This window comes from Oleiphilus sp. HI0132 (assembly GCF_001635845.1).
On record NZ_LWGJ01000054.1, the window covers coordinates 1 to 1220 of the forward strand.

Here is a 1220-nt window from a genome sequence, read left to right on the forward strand (position 1 = left end):
ATATTATGACCTTCACGGTTAAATTGCGCAGCAAGTGACTTTTCGGCTATCGCCATACCCACCGCATTAGAAATACCTTGACCAAGAGGGCCAGTGGTAGTTTCAACTCCGGGTGTGTATCCGTATTCAGGGTGACCTGGCGTTTTAGAATGTAGCTGTCGGAAGTTTTTAAGATCTTCAATACCCAGATCATAACCGCTTAAGTGCAGCAAAGAATAGATAAGCATTGAACCGTGGCCGTTGGACAATATAAATCGATCGCGATTTGGCCAAGACGGGTTCTGAGGGGTATGCTGTAAGTGGCCGTTCCATAACACTTCAGCAATATCAGCCATTCCCATTGGCGCGCCAGGATGGCCAGACTTTGCTTTTTGAACTGCATCCATACTTAACGCACGAATGGCATTTGCTAGTTCACGACGTGACGGCATTAAATTTCTCCCGAAAGATGATCTAAAAAAGCCGCCATTCTCGCTTAAATTACCCTATTGAGCAAATAAAACTTGAACAATAGGGTAATAATATTATGAAGCCTGGGAGGCCGAGTGAACCGTACTCTGGGCAAGGTCCAGCAACTCTCGCAACGCAACTGAATACATTGAAAACTCTGCATCTTCGGTAGCTTTGAATTCAGTGAGCATCTGACGCCATCGCGCCACAAGCTCATCATGCTGCTCCATCCATAAATCGACACGTTTATTTATGTCTTTCGGGGCATCATTCAACTTCAACAAACCGACAGTTAAAGCACGCTGCTGCCAGTCTAGATCTTCTCTGAAAGCTTCACGCGCTAGTGCTTGCCAGTGAGTTAAAGGCGTAAGTGCGTTAATTTGGTAGGAGAACCAAGTTAGCTCTAAGCGATTGCCCAGTAAGTAGTAAATTTTGGCAACCTGATCCAGAGAGCCATCACCCTCTTCCTGCGCCTCTATAATCCCAAGCGCAGAATACAAATGACTGGCCCCAGCGACAATACCTGCGAGCTTTTCCGGCACACCTTGCTCGACCAGGCTATCAAACTTATCTTGCCATAACTGGGCAGATGCGCCAGTCAGGTAACTTGGTAACGATTTAGCAATCTTGGCTATACCAGTTTTGAAACGGTCCATATTCTCAGTAACGTTTAATTCACTGCGACGATTTCTGATCAGCCAGCGACATGCTCTGCGCATTAAACTCATTAACTCAGCCATCATACTGTACTGGAGGTCACTGGAAATAAG

2 pseudogenes are annotated in these 1220 nt (G+C 46.0%); both read right to left on the reverse strand.

The window, feature by feature from the left end:
* Positions 1-431: pseudogene (locus A3766_RS00840) on the reverse strand (transketolase); the annotation flags it as partial.
* Positions 432-524: 93 nt separating this feature from the next.
* Positions 525-1220, reverse strand: a pseudogene (locus A3766_RS00845) (NAD-glutamate dehydrogenase domain-containing protein); the annotation flags it as partial.